Here is a 20,823-nt window from a genome sequence, read left to right as displayed (position 1 = left end):
GAATGGCGGAGGCCCCATCCAAGTCGCGGCTGCTGGTTGTCGAGGATGACCAGCGGATGCGCACGTTCCTGGCCGGGGAACTCAACTGCGAGGGCTACGACGTCACCGAAGCCGAAGACGGCCAGGGGGCGCTGATGCACCTCAGGGACGCCTGCACCGATCTGGTGCTGCTCGACTGGACCCTGCCCGATTTCAGCGGCGTAGAGATCTGTCGAAGGCTGCGCTCCAGCGGTGACATCACCCCCGTGCTGATGCTCACCTGCCACGACGACATCCGCGACCGGGTTGAGGCGCTCGATTCCGGGGCTGATGACTACATCCTCAAACCCTTCTCGATCGAGGAGTTGCTGGCCCGCATCCGCGCCCAGCTGCGCCGCACCGCCTACTGGCGCGGTGTGGCCGAATCCGATCTGCTGCGTTGCGCCGACCTCTCCGTGAACACCGCCACCCGGGAGGTGATGCGCGCGGGCCAGGCGATTTCCCTCTCCGTGCGCGAGTACGACCTGCTCCTCTGCCTGCTGCGCGGCACCGGCCGTGTGGTGGAGCGGGAGGAGATCCTGCGCGAGGTGTGGGGCGAAAACCACTTCGGCGACGAAAACCTGCTGGGCGTCTACATCCGTTACCTGCGCCGCAAGCTCGAACCGGAGGGGCTTCCCACCCTCATCCAGACGGTGCGCGGCGTGGGCTTCATGCTCCGTGAAGGGGAGCCGCGCCCATGAGGCGCAGCTGGAAATCGGCTCCCCCCTCCGGCCCATCCGCCACCGTCACGCTCCCCCCCATCGCCTCCATCAGGGCCCGCACCACCGCCAGGCCCACGCCGCTGCCGGGAATGGCGCCGGTGTGGCGACCCCGGCCGAAACGCTCGAAGATCAGCGTCTTCTCCCGGTCGGGCACGCCGGGGCCGGTATCGATCACGTGCACCACCACCCGATCGAGGCTGGCATCGAGCCGCAGCTGAATCGGGCCACCCCCTGGATCGTATTTCTGGGCGTTCTCGATCAGGTTGCCCAGGCACTGCTCGAAGCGATCGGCATCACCGAGCGCGAAGGTGCGTGCCCCCTGGGTGGCCCCTGGGCAGATCCGCAGCCGACCGTGGCAGCGCGAGCGCAGCCGCTCCGCCACCCGCTCGATCGCCTGGGCCACATCAAACGGCTCAAAGGGCATCAAGGTGCGGTTGGCATCGATGCGGGTGAGGGCCAGCAGATCCGTCACCAGCTTCCCCATCCGGCCCGCCTCCTCCTCAATCAGCGCCAGCTGGCCGGCCTCCTCCTCCGAGAGCCCGTGGGAGCGTCGCCGCAGGCGCCCGGCGTAGTTGCGGATCAGGCTGATGGGGGTGCGCAGTTCGTGGCTTACCCCATTGGCGAAGCCCCGCTGGCGCTCCCAGGAGGCGGAGAGACGATCCAGCAGATCGTTGAAGGCCACCGCGATCGGTGCCAGCTCCCGGGGCTGGGCGTCCACGAGCACCCGCTGGCTGTCGAGGGTGTCGGAACTGATCGCCTGCATGCGCAGCCCCAGATCATGGAGGGGGGCCAGGCCCCGCACCAGCACCGGCCGCAGCAGCAACCCCGTGAACAGTGTGGCCAGACCGGCGGCCACGATCAGAAGAGTCAGCAGCAGCCGCTGCTGGGCCAGCTTGTGGGTGATGTCCTCCAGGAAGCGGAGGCGCACCGTGCCCGTCCCGAGATGGATCTGCTCCGAGCTGGTGAGGTAGGTAAGGTTCCCGAAACGGAGCACGGCGACCTGCCCGTAACCGTTCCGCTGGGCCGGCAATCGCGCCAACGGCACGCCAGTGGGGATGGAGAACAGGCGGATCTGGTCGGCAGCGCCATAGGGGATGCCCTGGTCGGTCTCCACCCAGCCGAGAAAGTTGGGGCTGATCAGCCGGGCCAGTGCTTCGCTGATCTCGTCGAGGGTGCGTGGCACGGGCCGGCGCGAGAGGAGCACCTGGCGGACGCTGGCGACCGTGGCACGGTGCTGGTCACGTCGCTCCTGGCTGGCCAGCAGGGCGGTGGCCCCGATCAGAAGGGCGTAGCCCCCAAGAACGGCCAGCAGGCTGAGCCCCAGCAGGCGCCGGCGCATCGAAAACGCCTTGGCGGAAAGGGTGAACGGGCCTGGGGACCAAGAAATACCCATCAATTTCATTAGAGGTTCATTAGACCTCGGCAAGATCCGCTGCCATGTGGATCGTAATGGACAATGAAAGGACCACCACTCCGCCTACGCCGCAATGGCCCAGAACCTGGAAGACCCCAGCTAAGTCAAGGGTTCCGAGCCTTAGGGGAAACAACAACCCCCCACCCGCCACAACGACAGGGCCTGGATGGACGGGACTGCTTTTGGTGCATAAAATCGAATGAGTCAAGAGCTTCGCAGCCTTTCCAATGAACATCTCTCCCAAGACCAAGCTGGCGCTGATGCGCAGCCTTCGCGAGAAGAAGTCGAAGGTGGCCCAGGGCTTTACCTTGATCGAGCTGATGATCGTGGTGGCGATCGTGGGCATCCTCTCCGCCGTTGCTCTCCCCAACTTCCTTGGCGCTCGGGCTGCAGCCTCCGCCGGTGCTGCGGTTGGTGAAGTTGTCGGGGTTGCCAAGGAGTGTGCCACATTCATCGCCTCTGGTGGCGTCGGCACGCCTCCAACAGCCAATACTGGATCGGGCATGTCAATTGCTTGTGCCACTACCGGGGGCACTGTTTCTAAAACCTTCCAGTCCGGCGCACAAGGTGTAAATTGCCTTGGTACTGCGGTTACTTCAGCCACTAACTCTAACAAGGTTTCAATCAGCATTGCTGGTACCACCGGTGCCATGACCTGTTCATTCCCCTAACTGGTCAGCCTCATTTCCTTAACTTTGATTAGTGGCCTCTCTGGCCACTTTTTTTATGCAAAGAAGTCTTGTATTCAAATTTAGTTTCTGGCAGCTTGATGCCACGGAAGTGGCTACACAATAAGGCTCGAGCTATCATCCTTGATGACCTGGCATTCTGGAGTTCGCATCAACCTATCTCGTCAATACCCTTAGGCAATAGACTTTCCAAATGCAATAGGCAATCCATGGCTAAGAGCATTCCGAACATCTCTATGGCCAAGGTATTGGCACGAAGATCTCATGCATTGATCATATACTAGAGTTTCTGCAGCCTAACGTTATCTTTAGGACCCAGAGCCAATCCCAAAGACGTCATGCCCTCCATTGACTGCCAAGCATTGCTCGATGCCGCCAAAGATGAGTTCGCTAAGCAAGACTACATCAAAGCAATTCCCCTTCTTGTCAAACTGATTAAGGACAAGGACTATCGCGTCAAGGGCCTAAGCAGTCTTGGTGCCTGCTTATTTTACTTGAGTCATTATAGGGCTGCAAGAGTCTTTTTAGAGAGAGCACTCATTATTGATGCCGGCTATCTTCCTGCGCGTCACAACTTGGCAAGCACACTTTATACTTTGAAATGCTATGAACAAGCGGATAGAGAGTTTTGTTCCATTATACAAATGAATCCGGAAGACGACGCGGCATGGCAAGGACGATATCACTGCTGCAGCGCATTAGGTAGAATTGACGAATGCCGCTCTATCTTGCTTGGCTGGCCAAAGGCCCTGCAGACATCTCCGACATTTGTGCTTGCATCGGCTCAACTCCTCCGACTTGAAGGCAAAAAACACGAAGCGATACAGCAATTACACAACTTTGCAGGATCTGAACATGCAGGCGCAGAGGTGTATGCCTTAATGTGTGAGATATTTCATGAAACCCATAGGCTTCAAGACAGTCTAAAGGTGATCAGAAAGGCCATTTCACTGCAACCGAACAACATCTTCTATCTTTGCATGGAAGCAAATATCCATTACCTCTGTTCAGACGTGGATAAATGTTCAAAAGCTTTTGAGGATGCTGCAAGACTCCATCCAAGGTCAGCAGCACTCCTGCTCAATCAGCATCTTTTATTTCCTGTAATTCCATCCTCTTCACATCAGATAGACGAATGTAGAGCGAGGTTTGACTATGGCCTGAACATGGCTGAGACGATGCCTCAGTTAGAGCTTGTTTATGAACATCCAATGTCTCTCCATACTTTTTCACTTGCTTATCACAATAAAGATGATCGAGGACTTCTGGAAAGATACTCTGCATTGATGAGAAAGCTTGCAGCCCCTTTACTTTCTCATCTCCATCAAGCGAGATCAGAGCTTGGCGCCTTCAACCATATCCCAAAATTCGAAACCGACAAACTGAGGATTGGATTTCTATCTAAACACTTTTACGGGCATAGCAACACCATTGCCTTCCAAGGCTTGATTCGCCTTTTAAATCGTGACCAGTTTAATATCTATTTAATTCATGTTCATGGCAGCTTGGATGATGACGTGAGGAAAGAGCTTGATTCCTTTGCAGATCATGTAATTTATCTCTCCAATGATTTATCCGTTATCTATAATCAATTGCATGATCTAGAGCTAGATATCCTCTACTTCACTGACCTTGGTATGACACCTTATGACTTTCTCTTTCCCTTTTTCAGGTCAGCTCCTATCCAAATCACTGGATGGGGGATTCCTCACACTTCTGGGAACGACTCAGTTGACTATTATATCTCCTCAGATGGTATTGAGCCTGAAGGTGCAGATAGCCTGTATACAGAAAAGCTAGTTCGTTTGCCAGGCGGACTTCCCTGTTGCTGCTATTCTGCCTCATTTGAAGTGGCAGATATTGGGAGAGAGTACTTTTTTCTTCCCCATCACTGCAAGCTGGTCGGATGCCTACAATCATTGCACAAGCTACATCCAGATTTTGATCATCTCCTAGAAGATATCGCACTTCGCAATCCAGATGCAATCTTTGTCTTTGTAGGAGATGAGTATGACGTTTCTACTGAGCGTTTCTTACAGCGACTTGCTACGTTTGCGCCGTCAGCGAGAGATCAGACGATTGTTCTGAAAAAGATGTCAAGAGGCGAGTATCAAGCTCTATGTAAGTGCATGGATTTATTGTTAGATCCAATTTACTATGGAAGCGGAATTACTTTTTTTGAGGCTGTCCTTTCTGGAACTCCGATTATAACTCTAGAAGGCAGCTATCTTCGTTCGAGAGTTGTGGCGGCTGGGTATCGTGAAATGGCGATTATCAACGCCCCAATTACGCAGTCACTCCTTGAGTATGCTGAAGTTGTTCATGAACTACTTGAACACGATGACAAAAGATGTAGCTTGCGACGTCAGATTCTCAACCAAAAGCACCGCATCTTCAATAGAGCTGATTACGTACGCCACTTTGAACAATTTTGCATTGCAGCTAGCAAAGGAGCTCTTAACTGTAATGAATAATTTGCGTAGTCATGAGATGCTCACATGATTCTTAATGTCTTTACTGCAGCTCATGGCAACGCTATTTCACTTTGCATGAGCACTTGGTTTCGGCAAGAGGAGGTTTTTCATTTTGCTCGGTTCACAGTCATGAGGAGCATGCTATGGCTGCTCTTTTTTGAGCATCATTTTTTTCGATTTGGTAAGATCATAGGACCAACCACCACTCCACTGAACCCTTGGATCGAAGCAGCTCTCACGACTCAATTAACTATTCCACAAGGCGAATTAATGCTCTGCTTGGCTCAATGCCCGGCCCGCGCAGTTACCTTGAAATAGGTGTCGAGACAGGTCAGACATTCTTTGAGATTTCTGCTGATCGCAAAACAGCTGTTGACCCCAGATTCTTGTTTGATTCTGATTTGGCTCCGCATCATGAGGCAAGTGAGTTTTTTCAAATTTCAAGTGATCAATTCTTCTGTGAATTCCAACGAGATCTAAAATACGATCTTGTGTTTCTTGACGGCCTGCACACATGGGAGCAAACCTATCGCGATTTCTGCAACGCCCTACTAGTCACCCATGACCAATCAATCATCATTTTAGATGACATCTTTCCTTGCGATGTCTTCTCCTGCAATCGTGATCAAGTTGAGGCTGTCATGATGCGGCAGTTCATGACAGGCGACCCCAGCAATGCGTGGCACGGGGATACCTATAAGGTGATTCCATTGATCCGCACATTCCATCCTTTGCTTTCATTTTGCACCATTATTTCGGATGGAAATCCGCAAGCTGTTGTTTGGCGCGCAACAGCACCCATCAATGATCCTTCATGCATCATTCAGGACCAAGGCCTTCTAAATATGTCTTCGCTAGATTATCTCTGGTTTCTTAGAAATCAGGGTCTATATAACCCGATGAATGAGGATGATGCGCTTAATCTCGCCATGCACTCCCTGAAAGTGAAACGCAAGGAAGATCTCCCATGAAGATTCTCCAACTGAGCGGGATGTCACTGTTCAAGTGGAACGATCAGCCCCCTCCCCCTATCCGCGTCTCCGTCTCGATCCGTTGGGTACCACTCCCTGAGGGCTCGAACCCCTGGCGCAACCGCAGGTGCAGCAGGCCGTCCGGCTCCACGGTGGCCTCCAGCCCCGGCAGGGTGAGCCCATCCAGCAGCACCCGGTTCTGGGCCGCTCCGGTGCTCGGTTCCCCTTCCAGCCCGGAGGCCGAACCGCAGCGCATCAGCACCCGCCGGCGCCAGATGGGGCTCGGTGGGATACCAACCGTGTAGCTGATCGGGTCCCCAGGGCGCAGGCGGCACCGGTCCCTAGGGCCAGGTCCACCTGGGTGGCCCGCTGCAGATCCCCCCGCAGCAGGGCCAGCACTCGCCGCTGCTAGCCCTGCTGCACGGGGGCTCGGCGGCTCAGCTGTGGGGATCCAGAAGGTAGCCTCCCGGCCCCTGCCGTCCCAGGCGGGTCAACCCGAGGGGCAGTGCCACCACCACGCAGCGCACCAGATCGGTGCCCTCGGTGCTCAGCAGCACGGTGCCGCCGTCGGCAGGCTGCCCGCTTGGGTTCCTGCCGGTCCTGTGTCAAACAAATTGAGGCAACCCACAACCTCATTGACAAGGAACACCCCCCTAAACTTCTATGGCTTGCGCTGGGGCCATGACGCTCGCACCTCCGGCTCCCTACCCGGATGCCTTCGCGCCCTTGCTCCTGCCGGATGGTCTGCGCCTCAGCCCCGAGCAGTTCGGCTCCGTCTGCAGCGCCAACCCCCAGGCGGTGCTGGAACTTACCGCAGAAGGCCATCTCGTCCACATAGCACCTACAGGCGGTGAAACCGGCGCCCGCAACAGCCGTCTGCTGCTGCGCCTGCTGGCCTGGGCCGACAGCGTGGGGGGTTGGCAGGTGTTCGACAGCTCCACGGGCTTCCTCCTCCTCGATGGCTCGGTGCGCAGCCCCGATGACTCCATAGTGGGTCTGGAACGTTGGCGGGCCCTCACCCCGGAGCAGCGCCGTGGGTTCCCGCCCTTCTGCCCCGATCTGCTGGTTGAACTCTCCAGCCCGAGCGACGACAGTGCCCGCGGCCTCACGGCCCTGCGGCAAAAGATGGCCGCCTATCGAGCCAATGGTGCCGGGCTGGGCTGGCTGCTGATCCCCGAGCAGCAGGCTGTGGAGATCTGGAGCAGCGAGGCCAGCGGCGAGCCCTTGCGCCTTGAGGGGGACACCACCCTGGATGCTGACGAGCGATTCCCCGGGCTGCGCCTGGAGTTGGCTGAGATCTGGGAGGTCTGAACAATTCAGGTCAGAACCTGATCAGCCAACCGACGTAGACGCTGATCGGCTATGAGCAATGTCCCTCGCCAGAGGCGGAGAATCCACCGCTTCTGCCTACAATGAACCAATGGCGTTTCCCCGGATCAGGCACAATCCCGCCGTGCTGGGAGGCAAGCCCTGCATCCACGGGCTGCGCATCACGGTGGGCACCATCGTTGGTCTTATGGCCAGTGGAAGCAGCCGCGAGCGCATCCTGGAGGCTAACCCACTCCTGGAGCTTGCCGACATTGATGAGGCCCCGCTTATGCCGCCTGGCGGATGGAAGAGCGAGAAGAGGCGCTGGTCCTGGGCTGATGGCCAGGCTCCTGGTCGACATGAACCTCTCAAGCGAGTGGATCAAGCTGTTACAGGCTGCTGGCCATCAGGCCGTGCACTGGTCCGAGGTGGGCGATCCGCGAGCACCGGATACGGAGCTGATGCGATGGGCCCTGAATAACGGCTACGCCATCTTCACCCACGACCTTGACTTAGGGACGATGCTGGCCCTCAGCGGCGCCCATAGCCCCAGCGTGTTGCAGGTCCGCTGCCTCAACGTGCTGCCTAATGCGATCGGCCCCCTGGTTCTCTCGCTCCTGAAGACCTACGCCGCCGAGATCGACCAAGGGCGCTGGTGGTGGCTGACGAACGCCGCGAGCGCGTGCGGATCCTGCCGCTGAACAGTCAAGGCTGACCGCTTGTGAACGAGGGGAGAGCCTTCGTGGATCTCGAAAGCCGACTCACTCATGCCCGAACCTCCTGCACCCTGTTGGTGCTCACCAGCCTTGAGCTTGCTGGCTCAGGCTTCGCTTCTGGGGCGCTGGCTCGGCGCTGCAACGCTCGATGCCGAGGATCCGGCAGATCCCGGATCTGGAGAGACGCCATGACAGGTCGTGGACCTTTTTTCAGATTGTTTGGATGGCATGCCAACGGCCTGTTGCGGCACCTGGAGCTCCACCCTCATCCCCCCGCCAGCACCCGCGTCTCCGTCTCGATCCGCTGGACTCCACCCCCTGAGGGCTCGAATTCCTGCCGCAGCCGCAGGTGCAGCAGGCCGTCGGGTTCCGCGGCGGCCTCCAGCCCCGGCTGGCTGAGTCCATCGAGCAGCACCCGGTTCTGGGCCGCTCCGGCGCTCGGTTCGCCGTCCAGGCCGAAGGCCGGACCGCAGCGCATCAGCACCCGCCGGCGCCAGATGGGGCTCGGTGGGCTGCCGGCCGTGTAGGTGATCGGACCGGCCGGTGTCTGCAGCTGCAGCACCGGATCCCGGCCGCCCAGGGCGCAGGCGGCCCCGGTCCCCTGGCCCAGATCCACCCGGGTGGCCCGCTGCAGATCCCCCCGCAGCAGGGCCAGCACCCGCCGCTGCTGGCCCCGTTCCCGCACCTGCCGCACCATCCGCTCCACCTGCCGGCCCTCCGCCACCAGGGTCTGCAGCACCACCCCCCACAGCAGCAGCCCGACGCTCACCGCCACCAGCAGCTCCGCCAGCGAGAAGCCGGCCGGCCCCCTGACGGAACGGCCGTGGGAATGCAGCAAGGCCATGGCGCAGCTCCGGTGATAGAGAACAGGGCGACTCACGACTGGGGATCCGGCAGGCAGCCGCCTGGCCCCTGCCGTCCCAGGCGGGTCACCCCGAGGGGCAGGGCCACCACCACGCAACGCACCAGATCGGTGCCTTCGGTGCTCAGCTGCACGGAGCCGCCGTCGATGATCAGCCCGTTGCTGGTGAAGCGCACCGCCGCCGGCAGGTTGTGGCTGACGTTCACCGCCAGCCCGCCGATCCCCTCCCCCAGCTCCAGGGCCGCCCCCTCGCAGGCGGGCAGGCTGCCCGACTGGGGCTCCCGCCAGCCCGTGGCCTCCAGGCTCAGGGCACAGGGACGGCCGCTGCGCAGGGCGGCATCCCGTCCCCGCTCCAGCCCCAACATCACCCGGCGGCTGGCCCCCTCCAGCCGGGCGGCGGCCAGGTCCCGGCTGGCGGAGGTGAACCCCAGCTGGGCCAGCAGTCCCACCAGCACCAGCGCCAGCAGGGTCTCCGGCAGGGTGAAGCCCCCCGGCTCAGGGTGTTCCACCGCCCCCTCCCGGCGCAGGCCCGCAGCGGCCGAAGGCCGCCGGCACGTAGAGCCTCTGGCGCGGTTCGGGTTCGCCAGCCACCGCCAGCCGCAGCACCACCCCGTCTCCGCTGGCCGACACCTCCAGCTGGCGCGCCAGCCCCGGGGCCAGGGGCTGGGCCGCCAGGGCCTGCAGCAGCTCGGCCGTCGCCGTGGTGCAGTCGCCAGCGGATGGGGCCAGGCCGCGCAGGGTGGCTTCCGCCCGCGCCAGGGCCACCTCCGCCTGCTCCAGCCGCTCCTGCTGGCGCTGCTCCGCCACGGCCGCGGCGCCCGCCAGGGCCCAGAGCTGCAGGGAGGATCCCGCCGCGCTCAGGAACACCACCGACCCGGTCACCAGTTCGATCAGGCTCATGGCACCACCCCCCGCAGGCCCACCAGCCGCACGTCGGTGATCTGCGGCTGGGGCTGGGTTGGCGGCTGGGCCGGGGCCAGCTGCACCGTGAACGCCCCCTGGCGGGCCGGCTGGCCGCCGCCGGCGGCCAGTTCCAGCAGCAGTTCGGCCGGCTGCAGGTCCGGGCGCCAGGCGACCAGGCGATAGGAGCCCCCCAGCACCTGGCCCTGGCGCAGGGCCGCGATCGCCGGGGCCGGGGCGCAGGCCAGGCCCTGGACGTCCCACTGGGGCAGCGGCAGAGCCAGCAGGCAGCGATGGCTGCGGTGCAGCTCCGCCAGCAGTTGCTGGCCCGCCGAGGCCAGCCGGTCCTCCGCCCGGCGCTGCTGCTGCTCCCGGATCCCCTGCAGACGCAGCTGCAGGCTGGCGGTGTGCGCCGAGAGGCTCCCCAGCAGCAGAACCATCGAGGCCCCCATGGCCAGGGGCAGGACGAACCCCTGCCCCCGGGCGCGGTGGCGGTGCAACGAGGGGCGGTGCAATGAGGGCATGACCATGGCAGCGAACACCTTTTCAACGTTCCCGCGCAGGGACACCATGGCTGGGGGAAACTGCCCCTAGTGACCGTGCCTTTCTCCAGCGGCCCATGAACCACAGCCGGCACAGGGACACCCGCGACGAGGTGGACGCCGTCGTGAATCGCCACCAGCTGGACTATTCCCTGGGCCAGCTGCGGCTGGTGGGATTGGTGCTGCTGGTGCTGGAGCTGAGCACCCTGCTGCTGGCGGGGAGCTTCGCCAGCGTCGAGGCTCCCGCCGGCCGGCTCAACGGCCTGATCGGCCTTTCCCCTGCCCTGCCGCTGCTGCCCCTCGGTTTCGGCCTCTACCTGCTCGGCGGCGGCCATCGCCGACACCGCCGCGAGCAGCCCTGGACCGGCGCCCTGCACCGCACCCTGCTGCCCCTGGGGCTGATCCTGCTGCTGCTGCTGCCAGCGGTCACCATCCATGATGCCGCCATCCTGTTCAGCCAGCGCCATCTGGCACCCCTCTCGCCCCTGCAGCAACATCTGCTCAACCCCGTGCGCCTGATCACGACCCTGCTGTTGCAGGCGGTCACCGGCGCCGGGCTGGTGCTGATGCAGCTGCGCGGCCGGCACCAGATGCGGCGGGTGGGCCTCACCCCGAGCCTGTTCTTCCGCACCGACGCCACAGGGCCGGTCCACCTGCACCGAAGGCGATCGACGGACTGGGGTTGAGCCAGGCGGCCCGGTGGCACCCCGGAGGCAGGGCCTGGGCTTAAGAAATTCTCAGGATCCATGCATTAAGTTTTCATACTTGTCAGCCCCCCCCTGGTAGCCCAACGGCTTTGCTTGCATTATGGTGAGCGTCACCTGAATAAAACCCATGAACCAGGTCACCTCACCCTCCAGAGTGGCTCATACCGCCAGGCCTTTCGCCTTCGGCGGCCTCGCTTCCAAGGCCGTCACCGCCGGATGCGCGCTTGCCGTCGGCCTGGCTGCTGCTCCGGCGCAGGCTCAGGTGGTCCTGGATAAAACCACCGGAACCTGGAGCAACCCCGTTGGCGGAACCAACATTCTGTTTCAAACGGTTGCCGGCGAAAACCAGATCCGTTGGGGCAACTCAACCGGCTCTGGGCAAAGTGGCCTCGGGTTCACTGGCGTCGATCCGAACCCCAATCTGGTTGTGCCTTTTGAGACCAACTTCCTGCTCGGCACCCTTCGGCACTTCAACAATCCGATCAGCTCTGGCACGGCAGCAAGTTCGGTTTCGCTGACTCTGGAAACGCTGTTCACCCAGCCGCCCATCTCCATCGATTTCGTCTACACCTCCACCATCGACGAAACCCCTAATTCAGCGCCCTGCACCTATCCAAGCGATACACCCTGCGCCGATAAAATCACCATCAGCACGGTTCCGAACCAAACCTTTCAGTTCCAGGGCAAGACTCTGACCCTTGCCTCCTTCTTCCTTGACTCCAACGGCAATCCCACCGATTCCCTGATCTCCCAAGAAGGTGGGACCACCACCGCTCAGGTCTTCGGGAAGTTGACCACTCCCCCGGATGTTGGACCGGAGGACTCGGTCCCCGGCCCCCTTCCCGTTCTCGGCATCGCCGCAGCCTTCGGGTACAGCCGCAAGCTGAGGAAACGGATCCAGTCGAACGGATGATCGTGGCCCCACAGATGGCCCTACCCGGTTGAGCCATCGGTGCCACTGAATGTTCCCAAAGGCCCCTATGCAGTCTTGACATAGGGGCCTATTTTTGTCCTTGCTTTCCGGCCTGCCTGGATATCCCGCCTCCAGCGATGATCACTGCCAGCCCTGACTCCACTCTCCCCAGCAGCCCCTACCTTTCCCGGCTTCTTGCCACGCTGTCAATTGTCCTCCTGGTGGTGTTCATCGCCGCCGTGGTCACCACGGCCGTACCGCCCAGGCTCCTTGACCCCTCGTGGCAGCTGGCCATGATCGCGGCCATCATCACGAACGCGCCCCTGGCGCTGATCGGGACGCTGATGCTGCCCCTGGCCCTCGGCTTCGATCCCATCAACCCTCGGCTTAGGGTCCGCTGGAACGCCATCCGCCGCTGGGCCCTGCCTGCCGCCCTCGGATTCCTGTTGCTGATTCCCCTGCAGGGCTATGCGGCCTGGAGGCTGCAACGAACGGTCACCACAGCACTGGATCAGCAGACCACCCGAACCAGCAAGCAGTTCTTTGAGCTGCGCAAGGCCATCGATTCCGCCACCACCCACGAAGAGTTGCAGACCAGGCTCAGGCAGCTGTTCGGCAGGAATGCCGGCCTCTCACCGGCTGAACAGAAGATGCCAATGGCCGAACTGCGCAGCATGCTGCAGGCCCGGGCCGAGCAGGCCTCCAACCGATTGATGCAGCAAATTGAAGCCCAGGCCGCCACGAAACCGACCCTGCCCCTCAAGGAAACGATCCGCATTGCCATCTCCTCCCTGGCCTATGCGGTTGGCTTCGCCTTCCTTGGCGGCCTCCTGCCCCGCATGCAAGTGAAGGCTGGGGGACCGCGTGGTGTCGATCAGGACTACTTCGAGACATTGGCGGAGTGACCCTTCAGCCCATGGGCCGATGGATCGTGGTCACCCGGCAGCGGCAGCTCACTGGTTCAGCTTGAGCACCGCCATGAAGGCCTCCTGTGGCACCTCCACCCGGCCCATGGCCTTCATGCGCTTCTTGCCCTTGGCCTGCTTCTTGAGCAGCTTCTTCTTGCGGGAGATGTCACCGCCGTAGCACTTGGCCAGCACGTCCTTGCGGATGGCGCTGATGCTTTCGCTGGCAATGATGCGGCTGCCGATCGAGGCCTGGATCGGGATCTTGAACTGCTGCCGCGGGATCAGCTCCTTGAGTTTCTCCACCAGGCTCTTGCCCACGTTGTAGGCCTTGTCCCGGTGAACGATGGTGGTGAGTGGATCGGCTTTCTCGCCGTTGATCAGCACATCGAGGCGCACCAGCTCATTTTTGCGATAGCCGATCAGGCTGTACTCCATCGAGGCGTAGCCCTTGGTGCGGCTCTTCATCTGATCGAAGAAGTCGGTCACCACTTCCGCCAGGGGCAGTTCGTAGTGCAGCGTCACCCGGTCGGTGGTGATGTACTTCATGTCGATGAATTCGCCGCGCCGCTCCTGGCACAGCTCCATCAGGGCGCCGTTGTACACGTTGGGGGTGTAGATCTCCAACTTCACATAGGGCTCCTCGATCGATTCCCGCTTCTGGGGATCGGGGAGGGTGGCGGGGTTGTCCACCATCAGGGTGCTGCCGTCGATCATGTTCACCTGGTAGATCACCGAAGGCGCGGTGACGATCAGGTCGAGGTCGTACTCCCGCTCCAGCCGCTCCTGCACGATCTCCATGTGCAGCAGGCCCAGGAAGCCGCAGCGGAAGCCGAAGCCCATGGCACTGCTGGTCTCCGGTTCGTACTGCAGCGCCGCATCGGAGAGCTGCAGCTTGTCGAGGGCCTCCCGCAGGTCGGGATACTGGTCGGCGTCGGTGGGGAACAGGCCGCAGAACACCATCGGCGTGGCCTCGGCGTAGCCGGGCAGCGGTTCGCTCGCCGGGTTGGCCGCCAGGGTGATGGTGTCGCCGACGCGGGCATCGGCCACCGCCTTGATCGAGGCGGACAGGTAGCCCACCTCACCGGCATGCAGGCTCTCCACCTGGCGCTGGTCCGGCGCCATCACCCCCACCTCGTCGAGCTCCACCACCTTGCCGCTGGCCATCAGCAGCACCTTGTCCTTGCGGGCGATGACGCCGCTGATCACCCGGAAATAGACGATCACCCCCCGGTAGGGGTCGTAGTAGGAGTCGAAGATCAGGGCCCGCAGCGGTTCATCCGCCTGGTCCGGCGGAGCCGGCACCCGATCCACCACCGCCTGCAGGATCTCGGGCACCCCCAGGCCGGTCTTGGCGGAGCAGTTGATGGCCGTCGAGGTGTCGAGGCCGATGATCGCCTCGATCTCCGCCTTGATCCGGTCGGGGTCGGCCCCGGGCAGGTCGATCTTGTTGAGCACCGGGATGATCTCGAGATCGTTCTCCAGCGCCAGGTACACGTTGGCCAGCGTCTGGGCCTCCACCCCCTGGCTGGCATCCACCACCAGCAGGGCGCCCTCGCAGGCCAGCAGGCTGCGGCTCACCTCATAGGAGAAATCGACGTGCCCCGGCGTGTCGATCAGGTTGAGGATGTAGGTCTGGCCGTCGGCCGCCCTGTACTCCATGCGGGCGGCCTGGAGCTTGATCGTGATGCCCCGCTCCCGCTCCAGCTCCATGTTGTCGAGGAACTGGGCCTGCATGTCCCGGGCGGCCACGGTGCCGGTGTCCTGCAGCAGGCGGTCGGCCAGGGTCGATTTCCCGTGGTCGATGTGGGCGATGATGCAGAAGTTACGGATCCGCTGGGCGGGAACGTCGGTCATGGGCGCCCGGAGGCTCAGCCGCGAAGGGAACAAGGGCCCGATCCTAGGCAGCCCCCTCGGGTTCCCTCGGCGACGATCAGGCGCCGATGCCGAGGCGCCGCAGCACCGGCAGGCGCCCGGAGGCGAAGGACTCCCAGAACGCCTGGAGCTGGCCCAGGGCCTGGTCCGGGTCCTCGATCGGCTCCCCCTCGGGATCCTTCACACGGCCGCCCGCCATGGTGATGCCCATCCACACCATCTGGGCCACCCCCTCCGCCGGCAGGCCCGAATCGGCCACCTGCAGGAAAAACGCCTCCAGCAGGTCGATGGTGAAGGGCTGAAGCAGTACGGGCGAGAGCAGGGCGCCGATCTCCTCGCCAGCCGTGATCTGATCGAGGCACCGCTGGTTGAACGCGGCGATGGCAGACCCGGACGATTCCGCAACAGCTGGGAAACCCACGCCGACCACCCCCGCGCTCACGAGAACCGAGAGCCGCATCAGGGCATCCTCCAGATCCAGCGAGGCCTGCTCCATCAGCCAGCCCAGGCTCTGGGGACCATTGGTGAGGACGTCCTTCAAGGTCCGAACGAAATCCGGATCAACCCCCAGCCGTCCCAGACTTGTATCGAAGGCGTCCCGCTCGTCTTCTGATCCTGCGCTGGCATACAGCTGCAGGTCCGCAAGGGCCTGGCGACGCCATGGCGACGATGGCGGACAGGCTCCCCGGGCGAAGAGATCCCGCCGGAACGTCTGGTTGATCGCCAGATCCAGCAACACCTCGCGCATCGGATCATCAGTCGCCTCCATGACAAGGGCACGGCGATCCGGATCCAACATCTCCGGGAACATCTCCGGCAAGGAGGCTGAGCCGATGCAGGTGAGGCCGTGGGCCACGCAGAGCCGGTGCATCGGACCCACATAAAGCGGTTGGTGGGCCGCCTGGTATTCACCCACCAGATAGGACTCCGGCATCGGCAGAAGTTTCTCAATCTGTGAGCGAAGCTCTGGCAACTCCTTGCCGAGGGGCCAGTCGCTGTCTTCCGTGCCCGACAGTCGCAGAAGGGTCTGTGCCGCCTTGCGAATGCCGGCCAGGGACGTGCTGCCTCCGGCACGAGCGGCCTCCTCGACACTCAGCATCTGCAGGGTGCTGCGCGACAACCAGCCCGGATAGGTGTTGTAGGAGCAGTAGAAGATCCCTCCCGGGCGCAGCCGTGCGCTCGCCACGGCGATCAGAGCCCTCCGCACTTCCGCCCCCACCCAGCTCGCCACTCCGTGAGCGACGACGAAGTCGTAGGCCTCCGGCCACCCCCGGCAGGGGCCGCTGCCGGGCAGCCCCTCCGCGAAGGTCGTCAAGTCCGCCAGAGCGAAATGAACATTGCTCAGGCCCAGCGCCTCAGCCCTGGCTGTGGCGCCGGCGATGTGGGTCGGGTTCAGGTCCACGCCGTAGAAGCTGGCCTCGGGGTGGGCGGCGGCGTTGAACAGCAGGTTGAGCCCGTGGCCGCAACCGAGATCGAGATAGGTGAACCCCTTGCTGAGCAGGGCCGGATCCAGACGGTGGCGTCCGCCCATGAGAGTGGCCAGCACGAGCCAGGACACGGTCAGCTCCCGATGCAGGAAGGCCCCGTAGGTCTTCTCGGTTGGATAAGCAGGCGTGGAATCCATCCCGGCGGCGCAGGCGCTGTGCGCGCAGGATGCCTCAGGAACGGGGCCCTGCCACCCGGCGCAGGGTTCGTCGGCCCCACGTAGACGGCGCCTAAGCTCGTTCCAGTGCGTAACCGAGCCATGACCACCGACACCGCCAGCCCCGAAACCGCCAACGCCGGGACCGTGGCGCCCGCCGTGGACAGCGACCCCCGCGCCCTGACGATCGAGAACGTGGAGCGGGTCCTCGACGAGCTGCGCCCCTATCTGATGGCCGATGGCGGCAACGTGGAGATCGTCGAGATCGACGGGCCGGTGGTGAAGGTGCGCCTGCAGGGCGCCTGCGGGTCCTGCCCCAGCAGCACCATGACCCTGAAGATGGGCATCGAGCGCAAGCTGCGTGAGGCGATCCCCGAAGTGAGCGAAGTGGTGCAGGTGCTCTGAACCCTGCCGGAAGGAACCCGGAGACGCCCCCCATCCGGGGGGCTTTTTTCATGGCCGATGATCAGCGGGCTCTTCCGGTCCCCCCAGCCGACGGCAGCCCGCTTCTCAAGGGCCCGGGGTTTCCCGGTCGTACGTTGAAGGGGCAGCAGAAGTGCTGCAGCGAAGAAGGTTCCGTTCCGTGATGGAGGAGGCCTGGAGCGATGACGAGCCGGCTGCTGATGCTGACGCTGGCGAGGTCGCGCAGGCGCCGCGATGGCAGCGGGTTCATGGTGGCCTGCTTTCTGATCGTGATGGCCGTGCTCCTGGGCGGGCTGGCCATGGCCAAGCGGTCCAGCATGGCGGAGCTGGCCTCCGCCTACCAGAGCCAGGCCCGCGATGCCCGGGCCGCGGCCGACATCGGCATGGCGGCCGTGGTGAGTGAGCTGAACCGCCACCGCAACCGCCAGCTGCTGGTCAACGCCTGCCTGCTCGAGACGTCCACGCCCGCCGCCATCGCCGTCAACAACGCCGTCAAGGTGCCGGATGGCCGGGCCTTCGCCAACGTGGGCGCCACCTTCCCCACCGCCGGCGCCCTCCCCACCGCCCAGACGATCAACGTCGGCGACGGCTCCCAGCAGCGCTGGCGGCTGGTGGATGTGGACTGCTCCGCCGCCACCGCCGCCAGCGTGCGCCAGGGCACCCTGGCCAACCCCATGACGGGGGTCGCCGCCGTGCTCCCCACCGCCGGCGAGCTCACCCTCACCGTGCGCGGCTTCGCCCTGCGCGGCGGCTCCGTCGTGGCCGCCAGCACCCTGCAGCAGACCCTGGAGGTGGTGCCCAAATGCCTCGACCGCAGCCTGCGCGGCCTGGGCAACAGCTTCGGCAACGACATCCGCCGCTGCAGCCTGGCCCCGGGCTTCGGTTTCGTGGCCGGCGCCGCCGACGACAACACCGGCGATCTGGTGATCTCCGGCGGCGCCTACAACCTCAACGTCGATCCGGTCACCTGCATCGCCTCCTTTGCCGGGGGCTGCGTCGACGGCCTGGCCCACACCAGCGTCAACGTGGTGGACGTCAACCTGCCGCCACCGCTGCCCACCGCCAACGCCACCTGCCGCAGCACCTCGCCACCGGCCAGCTGCAACGTGACCGTGAGCAGCGACCTGACCCTGGAGAGCCGCACCTTCCCCACCAGCTGGCCCGCCCCCTGGAACACGCTCTGCACCCGTGAGGATGCCAACGGCGGCGCCTCACCGCCGGGCACGTTCGAGACCATCTCCTGCAGCCTCAATCGCCTCAGCACCGGCAACAACGTCGAACTGTTCTTCGACACCAGCGGCAGCACCGCTGCCAGCACGATCCCGGTGCGGCTGCACTTCCCCAACGCCTCCACCAGTGGGCAGAAGAGTGTCACCCGGGGGAACGGCTCCTCCGGCATCTTCCAGTGCGACTCGGACGCCGGGGCCATCACCTGCTCCACCAGCACCCAGGGAGCCCCCCGCGCCGCCGACCTGGCCCTGTTCGGCTGCCGCCCCGGCGCGCCCGCCCCCTGCGGGGCCCAGTTCCTCGACCTGGGCAACGGCACCGGCGCCTCCCAGAGCATGTTCCTGTACTTCCCCCTCGGCAGCATCGAGATGGGCGGCACCCCGGACTTCAAGGGGGTGATCTGGACCAACGACTTCCGGGCCAACGGCAACATCACCGTCACGATCTCGCCGAGCGATCTGGAGAGCGTCTGCGGGCTGATGAAGTTCTGCGGCGGCGACGACGCCCTCTATGAATCCTTTGCGATCGATTACGTCACCAGGGCCGTCAGACGTCTCACCTACTCCTGAGCCACCGTGAAACCCTTCCATCCCACCGCCCTCCACCCGCCCCGCCGCAACCACGGCGCCAGCGGCTTCTCCCTGGTGGAACTGATGGTGTCGTCGGTGCTGCTGGTGCTGGCCCTCACCGGCACCTCGGTGCTGTTCGTGGAGTCCAACCGTTCCTCGGCGGCGGCGGAGACCCGCTACCGCCAGCAGGCCCTGGTGGACACCGATCTGGCCCGGGTCCGGCGGCTCAACGATCGCTACACCTGCAGCACCGGCACCTGCACCAGCCTGGGCAGTGTGGAGCTCTCCAAGAACGATTTCTTCCCGCCGCCCACCTCCACGGCCGCCAACGGCAACAGCAGCGCCGGCCAGCTCTTCGAGGCCCTGTGCAACTCCACCAGCCTGATCACCCAGCTGGTGGCTGACATCGGCGCCACCCCCTCGTCCCTCACGGCGGCCGGCATCACCTACAGCATCGACAGCGCCAACCAGGGCCAGCAGACCGTCACGGAATTCGGCACCAACGTGGTGCGCAACCTTCACCGCTACACGATCACCTACACGAACAGCAGCAGCGGCGAACTGCTGCGCCGGGTCACGCTCGTGCCCACCACCGTCGCCTGGTGCCCCTGATGAAAAATCACCCCTCCCACGCCGGCTTCACCATGATCGAGCTCGTTGTGGTGGTGGTGATCGTGGGGATCCTCGCCGCTGTCGGGCTCACCGCCTCCGGCAATGAATGGCGGCGCGAGCGGGTCAATGCGGTGGCCACCGAACTGGCGGGCTGGCTGGAGGGGGTGCGGCGCACCTCCCTGAAGGGCAATGCCTGCCAGGTGACCATCAGCGGCGGCAACCTCACCGGCGGCGCCACCCTCGCCAGCGCCTCGGAGCTGATCGCCGGCACCGCCATCGCCAACCCGACCATCGCCAACAACTGCCTCACCGGCCAGCCGATGCAGATCAGCGAAACCCTCGGCTCCTCCACCTACACGATCGCCCCGGGCGGCGCCACCAGCTTCAAGTTCACCCCCCGCGGCACGGTCAATGCCGCGGCGGCCAACGCCCAGCTCAACGCCCCGGTGGTGATCCAGATCTCCCTGGCGGGCAGCGACGGGCCGATGCGCTGCGTGCGCATCTCCGAAGGCCTCGGCCTGATCAGTGTGGGCGCCAGCAACTCCTGCGGCGGGGACTGCCTGGAGAGCAGCTACGGAGGCACCCTCTGACGCCATGAACCACCCCAGCTCCCACCTTCAACGCCAGCGGCGCCCCCGGCAGCGGGGCTTCACCATGGTCGAACTGCTGATCACCTCCGTGATCATGGGCGTGATCTTCGCCACCGGCAGCAACGTGATGGTGAGCCAGATCCGGGTGTCCGCCCAGCAGGAATCGTTGCGGCGGCTGCAGGACCACTGGGGCCGCATCAACCACCTGCTCGACAGCGAGATCACCGAATCGGCCTCCGCCGCGGCCGTCCCCGGCACGTCCCTTACCCTCACCCTCGCGGGTGGGCAGACGATCACCTACGCCTATGACGGCGGCACCCGGACCCTGACCCGGACGGGCCCGCCCATCAACGACAACGGCACCCTCAACCTCACGGGCGGCACGGCCAACGTGTCCTCCGTGCTGCTCACCAACGTCGACGCCTTCACGCCCACCCTCACCAACAGCCGCGAACCGGCCTACACCCTGGCCCTCAGCGACCGGCTGGGGGCGTCGTTCACCGGGTTGTCGAGCTCCACGCGCTCGCGCACCTCCAGTTACCCCTGACTGCCGCCCCCATGCGTCCCCGCCCCCCGGCCCCGCGGCCGGTGCTGCTGCTGATCCTGCTGCTGCCCCTGCTGCTGCTGCCGGGTTGCGGGCGGCCCGCGCGGGAGGTGAGCGAGCGCCAGCGGGCCGCCTGCCGCGGTGAGGCCGAGAGCGCCGCCACCCCCGAGGAGGCGCTGCGGCGCAACGCCGACTGCCTC

The 20,823-nt window shown here is 63.6% G+C and carries 23 protein-coding genes and 1 pseudogene; 16 read left to right on the top strand and 8 right to left on the bottom strand.

Features of this window, described 5'->3' with window-relative positions:
* Positions 1 to 2 precede the first annotated feature (2 nt).
* Complete coding sequence (locus KBY81_RS10850) at positions 3 to 719, top strand: response regulator transcription factor (protein WP_106220557.1); 717 nt, start codon at positions 3 to 5, stop codon at positions 717 to 719.
* Here the strand turns inward: KBY81_RS10850 and KBY81_RS10845 are convergent.
* Positions 688 to 2,079 carry a sensor histidine kinase KdpD gene (locus KBY81_RS10845; protein ID WP_254976493.1) on the bottom strand — a complete coding sequence of 464 codons (1,392 nt, stop codon included), beginning with the start codon at positions 2,077 to 2,079 and terminating at the stop codon, positions 688 to 690. The genes KBY81_RS10850 and KBY81_RS10845 overlap by 32 nt on opposite strands.
* 302 nt (positions 2,080 to 2,381) lie before the next feature.
* Here KBY81_RS10845 and KBY81_RS16640 point away from each other — a divergent pair, with 302 nt between their 5' ends.
* The 3 genes from KBY81_RS16640 (at position 2,382) to KBY81_RS10830 (ending at position 6,288) form a co-directional block, all read left to right on the top strand.
* Positions 2,382 to 2,825 (top strand): prepilin-type N-terminal cleavage/methylation domain-containing protein, encoded by a 444-nt coding sequence (locus tag KBY81_RS16640; protein ID WP_315858518.1) that lies wholly within the window; start codon positions 2,382 to 2,384, stop codon positions 2,823 to 2,825.
* A gap of 356 nt (positions 2,826 to 3,181) precedes the next feature.
* A complete protein-coding gene (locus KBY81_RS10835) occupies positions 3,182 to 5,317 on the top strand; it encodes a hypothetical protein (protein ID WP_254976492.1) in 2,136 nt (711 codons plus the stop codon).
* A 218-nt stretch (positions 5,318 to 5,535) separates the two neighbouring features.
* Positions 5,536 to 6,288 carry a class I SAM-dependent methyltransferase gene (locus tag KBY81_RS10830; RefSeq protein WP_254976491.1) on the top strand — a complete coding sequence of 251 codons (753 nt, stop codon included), beginning with the start codon at positions 5,536 to 5,538 and terminating at the stop codon, positions 6,286 to 6,288.
* Between the two features lie 43 nt (positions 6,289 to 6,331).
* Here KBY81_RS10830 and KBY81_RS10825 read toward each other — a convergent pair whose 3' ends face one another.
* A complete protein-coding gene (locus tag KBY81_RS10825) occupies positions 6,332 to 6,544 on the bottom strand; it encodes a hypothetical protein (protein ID WP_254976490.1) in 213 nt (70 codons plus the stop codon).
* A gap of 425 nt (positions 6,545 to 6,969) precedes the next feature.
* Between KBY81_RS10825 and KBY81_RS10820 the strand changes: the two genes are divergently transcribed.
* From KBY81_RS10820 to KBY81_RS10810, 3 genes and pseudogenes are all read left to right on the top strand, one after another.
* Positions 6,970 to 7,599: a Uma2 family endonuclease gene (locus KBY81_RS10820; RefSeq protein ID WP_254976489.1), complete on the top strand. Its 630-nt coding sequence runs from the start codon at positions 6,970 to 6,972 to the stop codon at positions 7,597 to 7,599.
* A 58-nt stretch (positions 7,600 to 7,657) separates the two neighbouring features.
* Positions 7,658 to 7,819, top strand: a pseudogene (locus KBY81_RS10815) (DUF433 domain-containing protein); the annotation flags it as partial.
* Between the two features lie 115 nt (positions 7,820 to 7,934).
* Positions 7,935 to 8,297, top strand: coding sequence for a DUF5615 family PIN-like protein (locus KBY81_RS10810; protein WP_254976488.1), 363 nt, complete (start codon positions 7,935 to 7,937; stop codon positions 8,295 to 8,297).
* Between the two features lie 280 nt (positions 8,298 to 8,577).
* Here KBY81_RS10810 and KBY81_RS10805 read toward each other — a convergent pair whose 3' ends face one another.
* From KBY81_RS10805 to KBY81_RS10790, 4 genes are read right to left on the bottom strand one after another with little or no spacing between them, the layout of a single operon-like run.
* Positions 8,578 to 9,192, bottom strand: a complete 615-nt coding sequence (locus KBY81_RS10805; RefSeq protein ID WP_254976486.1) for a type II secretion system protein J — start codon at positions 9,190 to 9,192, stop codon at positions 8,578 to 8,580.
* Positions 9,189 to 9,683: a GspH/FimT family protein gene (locus tag KBY81_RS10800; RefSeq protein ID WP_254976485.1), complete on the bottom strand. Its 495-nt coding sequence runs from the start codon at positions 9,681 to 9,683 to the stop codon at positions 9,189 to 9,191. The genes KBY81_RS10805 and KBY81_RS10800 overlap by 4 nt, the downstream gene beginning before the upstream one ends.
* Positions 9,670 to 10,074, bottom strand: coding sequence for a hypothetical protein (locus KBY81_RS10795; protein WP_254976484.1), 405 nt, complete (start codon positions 10,072 to 10,074; stop codon positions 9,670 to 9,672). The genes KBY81_RS10800 and KBY81_RS10795 overlap by 14 nt, the downstream gene beginning before the upstream one ends.
* Positions 10,071 to 10,604 (bottom strand): hypothetical protein, encoded by a 534-nt coding sequence (locus tag KBY81_RS10790; protein WP_254976483.1) that lies wholly within the window; start codon positions 10,602 to 10,604, stop codon positions 10,071 to 10,073. The genes KBY81_RS10795 and KBY81_RS10790 overlap by 4 nt, the downstream gene beginning before the upstream one ends.
* 89 nt (positions 10,605 to 10,693) lie before the next feature.
* Between KBY81_RS10790 and KBY81_RS10785 the strand changes: the two genes are divergently transcribed.
* The 3 genes from KBY81_RS10785 (at position 10,694) to KBY81_RS10775 (ending at position 13,141) form a co-directional block, all read left to right on the top strand.
* Positions 10,694 to 11,302: a hypothetical protein gene (locus KBY81_RS10785; RefSeq protein WP_254976482.1), complete on the top strand. Its 609-nt coding sequence runs from the start codon at positions 10,694 to 10,696 to the stop codon at positions 11,300 to 11,302.
* A 148-nt stretch (positions 11,303 to 11,450) separates the two neighbouring features.
* Positions 11,451 to 12,236 (top strand): THxN family PEP-CTERM protein, encoded by a 786-nt coding sequence (locus KBY81_RS10780; RefSeq protein ID WP_254976481.1) that lies wholly within the window; start codon positions 11,451 to 11,453, stop codon positions 12,234 to 12,236.
* 137 nt (positions 12,237 to 12,373) lie between these two features.
* Positions 12,374 to 13,141: an HpsJ family protein gene (locus KBY81_RS10775; protein WP_254976480.1), complete on the top strand. Its 768-nt coding sequence runs from the start codon at positions 12,374 to 12,376 to the stop codon at positions 13,139 to 13,141.
* 48 nt (positions 13,142 to 13,189) lie between these two features.
* On the opposite strand, the gene lepA is transcribed toward KBY81_RS10775, so the two are convergent.
* Together lepA and KBY81_RS10765 are read right to left on the bottom strand one after the other, a co-directional pair.
* Positions 13,190 to 14,998 carry a translation elongation factor 4 gene (gene lepA / locus KBY81_RS10770; protein ID WP_254976479.1) on the bottom strand — a complete coding sequence of 603 codons (1,809 nt, stop codon included), beginning with the start codon at positions 14,996 to 14,998 and terminating at the stop codon, positions 13,190 to 13,192.
* A 76-nt stretch (positions 14,999 to 15,074) separates the two neighbouring features.
* Entirely contained in the window at positions 15,075 to 16,640 is a 1,566-nt protein-coding gene (locus tag KBY81_RS10765; RefSeq protein ID WP_254976478.1) for a class I SAM-dependent methyltransferase, read from the bottom strand.
* Between the two features lie 120 nt (positions 16,641 to 16,760).
* Between KBY81_RS10765 and KBY81_RS10760 the strand changes: the two genes are divergently transcribed.
* From KBY81_RS10760 to KBY81_RS10735, 6 genes are all read left to right on the top strand, one after another.
* The gene (locus KBY81_RS10760) at positions 16,761 to 17,063 is read left to right on the top strand and encodes a NifU family protein (RefSeq protein ID WP_261357202.1); all 303 of its coding nucleotides are present in this window, start codon (positions 16,761 to 16,763) and stop codon (positions 17,061 to 17,063) included.
* Positions 17,064 to 17,263: 200 nt separating this feature from the next.
* The gene (locus KBY81_RS10755; RefSeq protein ID WP_254976477.1) at positions 17,264 to 18,877 is read left to right on the top strand and encodes a hypothetical protein; all 1,614 of its coding nucleotides are present in this window, start codon (positions 17,264 to 17,266) and stop codon (positions 18,875 to 18,877) included.
* Between the two features lie 6 nt (positions 18,878 to 18,883).
* The gene (locus tag KBY81_RS10750; RefSeq protein ID WP_254976476.1) at positions 18,884 to 19,489 is read left to right on the top strand and encodes a prepilin-type N-terminal cleavage/methylation domain-containing protein; all 606 of its coding nucleotides are present in this window, start codon (positions 18,884 to 18,886) and stop codon (positions 19,487 to 19,489) included.
* Positions 19,489 to 20,079, top strand: coding sequence for a Tfp pilus assembly protein FimT/FimU (locus tag KBY81_RS10745; protein WP_396103677.1), 591 nt, complete (start codon positions 19,489 to 19,491; stop codon positions 20,077 to 20,079). Before KBY81_RS10750 ends, KBY81_RS10745 begins: the two co-directional genes overlap by 1 nt.
* 4 nt (positions 20,080 to 20,083) lie before the next feature.
* The gene (locus KBY81_RS10740; RefSeq protein WP_254973743.1) at positions 20,084 to 20,626 is read left to right on the top strand and encodes a type II secretion system protein J; all 543 of its coding nucleotides are present in this window, start codon (positions 20,084 to 20,086) and stop codon (positions 20,624 to 20,626) included.
* 11 nt (positions 20,627 to 20,637) lie between these two features.
* On the top strand, positions 20,638 to 20,823 hold a 186-nt coding region (locus KBY81_RS10735; RefSeq protein ID WP_254976474.1), incomplete at its 3' end, for a hypothetical protein.

The organism is Cyanobium sp. Lug-B, assembly GCF_024345635.1.
Lineage (GTDB): Bacteria > Cyanobacteriota > Cyanobacteriia > PCC-6307 > Cyanobiaceae > Cyanobium > Cyanobium minutissimum.
This window is presented reverse-complemented; position numbering and strand designations above follow the sequence as displayed.